This window comes from Stenotrophomonas sp. MYb238 (assembly GCF_009496535.1).
GTDB lineage: Bacteria > Pseudomonadota > Gammaproteobacteria > Xanthomonadales > Xanthomonadaceae > Stenotrophomonas.
This window is the reverse complement of record NZ_WIDL01000010.1, coordinates 127,095-134,475: the sequence shown is the minus strand read 5'-3', so window position 1 is coordinate 134,475 and position 7,381 is coordinate 127,095. Positions and strand designations below refer to the sequence as shown.

Here is a 7,381-nt window from a genome sequence, read left to right as displayed (position 1 = left end):
GCCTTCTTCGTAGGCTGCGACGTTTCCGTCCAGCGAGCCGCCCATTATAGCCGGCTTTTCCGCTTCGTCAACACCTCTTTCGAGGCCGACTCCGCTCCTTCATCCTCAACCCCGAAGGGCTTCCGGCGAAGCGAGCCGCCTATTATGGCAGGCTTTTCGTTGACGTCAACACCTCGAGGAGGGCGACTTCAACTGCTTCCTTCGCTGCCAACCGGGGCCGGCGGCGAAGGAGCGAGAGTATGCGACTTGCCCGCTGATTTGGGAAGAGGCAAAACGCATAGCGTGCATTCCCATGCCACAGGCCGGAGACAACGAGACCGATTCAGCCTCCCGGCTTCGCGGTCTCGATGACCACGCCCAGCTCCTTGCCCGCTTCCGCGACCTTGACGCGTTTGCCGTCCGCGCGGGCGATCAGGTAGTCCGCCGCCACCCAGCCGCTCTGCGCGCCATGGCGGACATTGCACCAGCTCAGGTCGTCCAGGCAGCGCTGCACTTCCACGGTGGTGCCCACTGGCAGCACCGCCACGCGCCCGGCGCGCGTGTCCGGCGCGCTGCGCAGGTTCAAACCGCTGCCGCCGACCTTGGCCGGCGGCTCGACGATCCGGGGCTGGAACCACAGGACCACCGCGATGACGGCGGCGGCGGCGGCAAGGCGCGGGATGAGACGGGGCATGGCCGGTGCCTGCGGGAAGGATCGTGCATCAATACCGTGCGCCGGCATCACCCCGGCTGAACCCGCCAGGGCGATGCCGGCGCGCGTCAGGCCGCCATGCCGCTGTGGCGCAGCAAGGCGTCGATCCGCGGTTCGCGGCCGCGGAACGCGCGGAAGTTTTCCGCCGCGCTACGGCTGCCGCCGCGCGACAGCACCTCGTCGCGGAAGCGCGCCCCGGTCTCGGCGACCTGGCCGGGCGCCTCCTCGAACGCGGCGTAGGCGTCGGCGCTGAGCACTTCGGCCCACTTGTAGCTGTAGTAGCCGGCCGCGTAGCCGCCGGCGAAGATGTGGCTGAACTGGTTGGGGAAACGGTTCCACTCCGGCGGGAAGTTCACCGCCACTTCGGCGCGCACGCGTTCCAGCAGCTGCAGCACGTTCTCCTGCGCCGGCTGGTACCGGCTGTGCAGCAGCATGTCGAACAGGCCGAACTCCAGCTGGCGCACGGTGAACATGCCGCTCTGGTAGTTCTTCGCCGCCAGCATCCTGTCGAACAACGCGCGCGGCAGCGGCGCACCGGTGTCGACATGCGCGGTCATCGCCTGCACCTGTTCCCATTCCCAGCAGAAGTTCTCCATGAACTGGCTGGGCAGCTCCACCGCGTCCCATTCCACGCCGTTGATGCCGGCCACGGCCAGTTCGCCGACGCGGGTGAGCAGTTGATGCAGCCCATGCCCCATCTCGTGGAAGACGGTGGTGACCTCGTCGTGGCTGAAGGTGGCGGGCCTGCCGTCGTTGCCGCGGCCGAAGTTGCAGACCAGATAGACCAAGGGCGTCTGCACGCCGGCGGCGGTGACGCGGCGGTTGCGGCAATCGTCCATCCAGGCGCCGCCGCGCTTGCCCTCACGCGCATACAGGTCCATGTAGAACTGGCCGATCAGCGCGCCGTCGGCGTCGACCAACCGGTAGAAGCGCACATCCTCGTGCCAGACCGGCGCGTCGTCCGGCTGCACCTTCAGCCCGTACAGGCGCTCGATCACGCCGAACAGGCCGGCCAGCACCTTGGGTTCGGTGAAGTACTGCTTCACCTCCTGCTCGGAATAGCTGTAGCGCGCCTGCTTGAGCTTCTCGCCGACATAGGCCAGGTCCCAGGCCTGCAGGTCATCCAGGCCGAGTTCGTCGCGGGCGAAGGCCTCCAGCTCGGCGCGGTCGCGCTGCGCATACGGCCTGGCGCGCGCGGCCAGATCGCGCAGGAAATCCAGCACCTGCACGGCATCGGCCGCCATCTTGGTGGCGATGGAGTATTCCGCGTAGCTGTCGAAGCCCAGCAGCGCGGCCAGTTCGGCGCGCAGGGCCAGGATGCGGTCGATGTTGCCGCCGTTGTCGAGGGCGGCGTCGCCGAACTCGGAGGCACGCACGGCATGGGCGCGGTAGAGCGTTTCGCGCAGCGCGCGGTTGTCCGCGTAGGTCTGCACCGGCAGGTAGCAGGGCATGTGCAGGGTCAACTTCCAGCCGGCGCGCCCTTCCTTCTGCGCCGCGGCGCGGGCATTGGCGAGCACATCGGCCGGCAGGCCCGACAGTTCGGCCTCGTCCTCGACATGCAGGGCGAAGGCATCGGTGGCGTCGAGCACGTTCTGCGAGAACGTCGCCGACAGCGCCGACAGCTCCTGCTGGATCTGCGCGAAGCGCGCCTTGTCGGCTTCGCCCAGTTCGGCGCCGCCGAGGCGGAAATCGCGCAATGCGTTGTCCAGCACCTTGCGCCGCGCCTCGTCGAAACCGGCGGCCTCGGGCGAGGCGGCCAGAGCCTTGTACTGCGCGTACAGCGCCGGGTTCTGCGCCACCGCACTGCCGAAACGGCTGATCTTCGGCAGGTTGGCGTTGTAGGCCTCGCGCAGCTCCGGGGTGTCGGCCACCGCCTGCAGGTGCGCGACCTGGCCCCAGGCGCGGTACAGCCGCTCGGTGGCGTCGTCCAGCGGCACCACGAAGGTCTCCCAGCTCACCGGCGCCACGGTCTCGGCCGCCTTCACCGCGGCTTCGGCCTCGGCCAGCAGGGCGTCGATGGCCGGGGCGACGTGCGCGGGGCGGATCTCGTCGAAACGCGGCAGGCCGGAGAAGTCGAGCAGGGGATTGGCGTTCATGGATGTCCTGGAAACGGCGCCGGCGCGGCCGGCATCACCGCTGATATGGCGACGGCTCCAGCCACGCACAAGGCAATGCCGGCAACCCCTGCCCCGCCACCGCGGCGGCGATGGCGGCATCGGCGCCGGCCACGTCGATGCCCTGCCGCGCGTACCAGGCGGTGTCGTAATAGCTGTGCGCGTAGCGCTCGCCGGCGTCGCAGAGGATGGTGACGATGGACCCGTCGCGGCCGGCGTCGCGCATCAGCTGCGCCGCCTGCAGCACGCCGATGAAGTTGGTGCCGGTGGAACCGCCGACGCGGCGCCCGAGCGTGGCGCTGACGTGGCGCATGGCGGCCAGGCTCAAGGCATCGGGCACCTTGACCATCGCATCGACGCAGGTGGGGATGAAGCTGCGCTCCACGCGCGGGCGGCCGATGCCCTCCACGCGCGAACCGCCCTCGCAGGTCATCCCGCGCCAGTCCGCGCCGGCCAGGGCCGCGCAGTAGCCGTCGTAGAACACCGATACTTCCGGGTCCGCGCACAGGATCAGCGTGTCGTGGCGGCGGTAGCTGACGTAGCGCCCGAGCGTGGCCGCGGTGCCGCCGGTGCCGGGGCTGCAGACGATCCATTCCGGCACCGGATGCGGTTCCTCGGCCATCTGCTTGAAGATCGACTCGGCGATGTTGTTGTTGGCGCGCCAGTCGGTGGCGCGTTCGGCGTAGGTGAACTGGTCCATGAAGTGGCCGCCGGTCTCGCGCGCCAGCCGCTCCGACTCGCAGTTCAGGTCGCAGGCGCGCTGCACCAGGTGGCAGCGGCCGCCATGGAATTCGATGGCGGCGATCTTCTCCGGCGAGGTGCTGGCCGGGATCACCGCGATGAACGGCAGGCCGAGCAGGCGGGCGAAATAGGCTTCGGATACCGCGGTCGAGCCGCTGGACGCCTCGATCACCGGGCAGCCCTCGCGCAGCCAGCCGTTGGCCAGCGCATACAGGAACAGCGAGCGCGCCAGGCGGTGCTTGAGGCTGCCGGTCGGGTGGCTGGACTCGTCCTTCAGGTAGACGTCGATGCCAGGGAAGCCGGGCAGGCCGATCGGGATCAGGTGGGTATCGGCCGACCGGTTGAAATCGGCTTCGATCTTGCGGATGGCCGCCGCCACCCAGGCGCGCTGGGACATGGATCGCACACTCGATGAAAACTGAAGCCGATTCTACTGCGGACACGCCGGATCGCCGCCGGCAGCGGCGGCCCACGCCGCGCGATGGTATGGTGCGCACTCCATCCCTGCCTCAATCCCCTTCCGCGTGCCGCGCATCCTGCTGCCCCTGCTGCTGTGCCTGTCCCTGATCGCCGGTGCGGTCGGGTCGGTGTGGTCGGCCACGGCGATGGCGATGCCGGCCGGTACCGCGGCAATGGCGGACATGGACATGGAGATGGACCACACCTGCTGTCATGACGGCGGCGGACACGACGCGGCCAGGCAGCCGCAGCCTCCGGCCTCGCCCTGCGGCGACGGCAAGCATTGCGACTGCACCCAGCACTGCAACATGCTGCCCATGCCGGTGGCCTCGCCGATCGGCGAGATCGCACGCTCCCCGGAGCCCATGGCACCCACCTTGGCGCGCTACGACGTGCGTCCGGCCGAGCTCAACCGACCTCCCATCGCCTGATCCGGCCGTGACCGCCGGCGCGTAGTCATATCGCCGTTGGCGGCCATCCCGCAGGCGCGCAGCACGCTGCGCGGGCGACGCGTCGCTTCCCGTCGTGCGCCATGCGCTTGATGCGCATCCAGAGCAATCCACACCTGCCGCCCGCCCTCCCCGGCGGATGGCCGATGGAGTTCCCATGAAAACCGATTTTCTTTCCGACCCGCGCTCGATGCTGTCGCGGCGACGCTTCGTGCAGGGCCTGGCCCTGGGCGGCGTCGTCGCCGGCAGCGGGCTGTGGCGCGCCTCCGACGCCTTCGCCGCGCCCGCCCGGGCGATGGCCGCCACCGAACTGCGCGGCACCGACCTGAGCCTGGCCATCGGCCGCTCCACGGTCGATTTCACCGGCTGCGCGCGCAGCGCGGTCACCGTCAACGGATCGCTGCCGGCGCCGATCCTGCGCTGGCGCGAGGGCGATACGGTCAGCATCCGCGTGGCCAATACGCTCGCCGACGAGATGACCTCGATCCACTGGCACGGCATCCTGCTGCCGGCCAACATGGACGGCGTGCCGGGGCTGAGCTTCGACGGCATCGCGCCGGGCGAGGCCTTCCAGTACCGTTTCCAGCTGCGCCAGTCCGGCACCTACTGGTACCACAGCCATTCACTGTTCCAGGAACAGGCCGGCCTGTACGGCGCGCTGGTGATCGACCCGCTGGAGCCGCCGCCATACCGCTTCGACCGCGAGCACGTGATCCTGCTGTCGGACTGGACCGACCTGGACCCGGCCGCGCTGTACCGGCGCATGAAGAAGATGCCGATGCACGACAACACCTACCAGCGCACGGTGGGCGATTTCATGCGCGACACCCGCCGCGACGGCCTGCGCGCCACGCTGGCCGACCGCGGCATGTGGGGGCGGATGCGGATGACGCCGTCGGACCTGTCCGACATCAACGCCCACACCTACACCTACCTGATGAACGGCACCGCGCCGGCCGGCAACTGGACCGGGCTGTTCCGCAGCGGCGAAAAAGTGCTGCTGCGCTTCATCAACGGCTCGGCGATGACCTACTTCGACGTGCGCATCCCCGGGCTGAAGATGACCGTGGTGGCCGCCGACGGCCAGTACATCCACCCGGTGAGCGTGGACGAGTTCCGCATCGCCGTGGCCGAGACCTTCGACGTGATCGTCGAGCCCTCCGGGCAGGACGCGTTCACGGTCTTCGCCCAGGACATGGGCCGCACCGGCCACGCCTGCGGCACGCTGGCGGTGCGCCACGGCCTGCAGGCGCCGGTACCGGCGCTGGACCCGCGGCCACTGCTGACCATGGCCGACATGGCCCACGGCGGCGGCCACGACGCCATGCAGATGGCGCACGGCGGGCACGATGCGCACGCCGGCCACGGCGGACACGGTGGTGGCGGCAGCGCACCGAAGCATCCTCCCGGCGAACGCGGCAACCCGCTGGTGGACATGCAGAGCGCGGCCAGTTCGCCGCGGCTGGACGACCCCGGCATCGGCCTGCGCGACAACGGCCGCAAGGTGCTCGCCTACGCCGACCTGCGTTCGCTGTTCGACGACCCCGACGGACGCGATCCCGGCCGCGAGATCGAACTGCACCTGACCGGGCACATGGAGAAGTTCGCCTGGAATTTCGACGGCGTCCCCTTCGCCGGCGCCGAACCGCTGCGGCTGAACTACGGCGAGCGCATGCGCATCGTGCTGGTCAACGACACCATGATGACCCACCCCATCCACCTGCATGGCGTGTGGAGCGACCTGGAGGACGCCGACGGCCAATTCCAGGTACGCAAGCACACCATCGACATGCCGCCGGGCACGCGCCGCAGCTACCGCGTGCGCGCCGACGCGCTGGGCCGCTGGGCCTTCCACTGCCATCTGCTGTACCACATGGAAGCGGGCATGATGCGCGAAGTGAGGATCGAGGCATGAAGACGACGACCCGATCCCTGCTGTTCGTCGCCCTGGCCGCGGCCACCGGCAACGCCGCCGCGCAGGACGCGCATGCGGGCCATCACGGCCATGGGACCACCGCGAAATCGGATCCACATGCGGGCCATGCATCGGCCGCCGTAACCAAGGCCGCGGAGAGCGACCCGCACGCCGGCCATGCCCAGCAGACCGGTGCTGTCATGGCGAACGACCCGCATGCAGGCCACGATGCACCGGCCAGCACCTCGGATCAGCCGGACATGCCGGCCGACCACGCCATGCACATGGACCCTGCGTCCCATGCGATGCCGCAACCTGCGGATCCACACGCGGGCCATGCATCGGCTGCCGCCGCCAAGGCCGCGGAGAACGATCCGCACGCCGGACATGCCCAGCAGACCGGTGCTGTCATGGCGAACGACATGCATGCAGGCCACGACACACCGGCCAGCATCTCCGAGCAGCCGGACATGCCGGCCGACCACGCCATGCACATGGACCCTGCGTCCCATGCGATGCCGCAACCTGTGGATCCGCACGCGGGCCATGCATCCGCCACCACCGCCAAGGCTACGGAGAACGATCCGCATGCCGGACATGCCCAGCAGACCGGTGCTGTCATGGCGAACGACCCACATGCAGGCCATGATTCGCCGGCCAGCACCTCCGATCAGCCGGGCATGCCGGCCGACCACGCCGCGCACATGAACCATGCGTCCCAAGCGATACCGCAACCTGCGAATCCACACGCGCGTCATGCATCGGCTGCCACCAAAGCCGTGGAGAACGACCCGCACGCCGGTCATGCCGAGCAGGGAAGTAATGTCATGGCGACCGGCCCGCACGCGGGCCATGCGATGGAGGCGCCAGCCGGCAAGCCCGCCGAATCCCATGACGCCCATGCCGGACACGCCATGCATGGTGGCCACGCACCGGACACACCATCTATCCCTTCCGGCGCTGGCACGCACGGCGCGCATGGGGCACACGACGAACACGCCGGCCATGGCGC

Annotated in this window: 6 protein-coding genes; 2 read left to right on the top strand and 4 right to left on the bottom strand. The window is 69.4% G+C overall.

Annotated features, from left to right (window positions below; genetic code table 11):
* Positions 1 to 322: 322 nt before the first annotated feature.
* The 3 genes from CQ393_RS08970 to CQ393_RS08960 all read right to left on the bottom strand — a co-directional run bounded on the left by CQ393_RS08970 (position 323) and on the right by CQ393_RS08960 (position 3,943).
* Entirely contained in the window at positions 323 to 673 is a 351-nt protein-coding gene (locus CQ393_RS08970; RefSeq protein ID WP_194269626.1) for an SH3 domain-containing protein, read from the bottom strand.
* An 86-nt stretch (positions 674 to 759) separates the two neighbouring features.
* Positions 760 to 2,787 (bottom strand): M3 family metallopeptidase, encoded by a 2,028-nt coding sequence (locus tag CQ393_RS08965; RefSeq protein WP_153191207.1) that lies wholly within the window; start codon positions 2,785 to 2,787, stop codon positions 760 to 762.
* Between the two features lie 34 nt (positions 2,788 to 2,821).
* Positions 2,822 to 3,943, bottom strand: coding sequence for a PLP-dependent cysteine synthase family protein (locus tag CQ393_RS08960; RefSeq protein WP_153191206.1), 1,122 nt, complete (start codon positions 3,941 to 3,943; stop codon positions 2,822 to 2,824).
* 127 nt (positions 3,944 to 4,070) lie between these two features.
* On the opposite strand from CQ393_RS08960, the gene CQ393_RS08955 reads away from it, so the two are divergent.
* Together CQ393_RS08955 and CQ393_RS08950 are read left to right on the top strand one after the other, a co-directional pair.
* Complete coding sequence (locus CQ393_RS08955; RefSeq protein ID WP_153191205.1) at positions 4,071 to 4,436, top strand: CopL family metal-binding regulatory protein; 366 nt, start codon at positions 4,071 to 4,073, stop codon at positions 4,434 to 4,436.
* A gap of 175 nt (positions 4,437 to 4,611) precedes the next feature.
* The gene (locus tag CQ393_RS08950; RefSeq protein ID WP_153191204.1) at positions 4,612 to 6,369 is read left to right on the top strand and encodes a copper resistance system multicopper oxidase; all 1,758 of its coding nucleotides are present in this window, start codon (positions 4,612 to 4,614) and stop codon (positions 6,367 to 6,369) included.
* Here the strand turns inward: CQ393_RS08950 and CQ393_RS18225 are convergent.
* Positions 6,267 to 7,298 carry a hypothetical protein gene (locus tag CQ393_RS18225; protein WP_228114378.1) on the bottom strand — a complete coding sequence of 344 codons (1,032 nt, stop codon included), beginning with the start codon at positions 7,296 to 7,298 and terminating at the stop codon, positions 6,267 to 6,269. The two genes, CQ393_RS08950 and CQ393_RS18225, sit on opposite strands and share 103 nt — an antisense overlap.
* Positions 7,299 to 7,381: the final 83 nt, after the last annotated feature.

Coding starts and splice junctions, on each gene's coding strand:
- CQ393_RS08970 (WP_194269626.1), bottom strand. CDS start 673: ATGCCCCGTCTCATCCCGCGCCTTGCCGCCGCCGCCGCCGTCATCGCG.
- CQ393_RS08965 (WP_153191207.1), bottom strand. CDS start 2,787: ATGAACGCCAATCCCCTGCTCGACTTCTCCGGCCTGCCGCGTTTCGAC.
- CQ393_RS08960 (WP_153191206.1), bottom strand. CDS start 3,943: ATGTCCCAGCGCGCCTGGGTGGCGGCGGCCATCCGCAAGATCGAAGCC.
- CQ393_RS08950 (WP_153191204.1), top strand. CDS start 4,612: ATGAAAACCGATTTTCTTTCCGACCCGCGCTCGATGCTGTCGCGGCGA.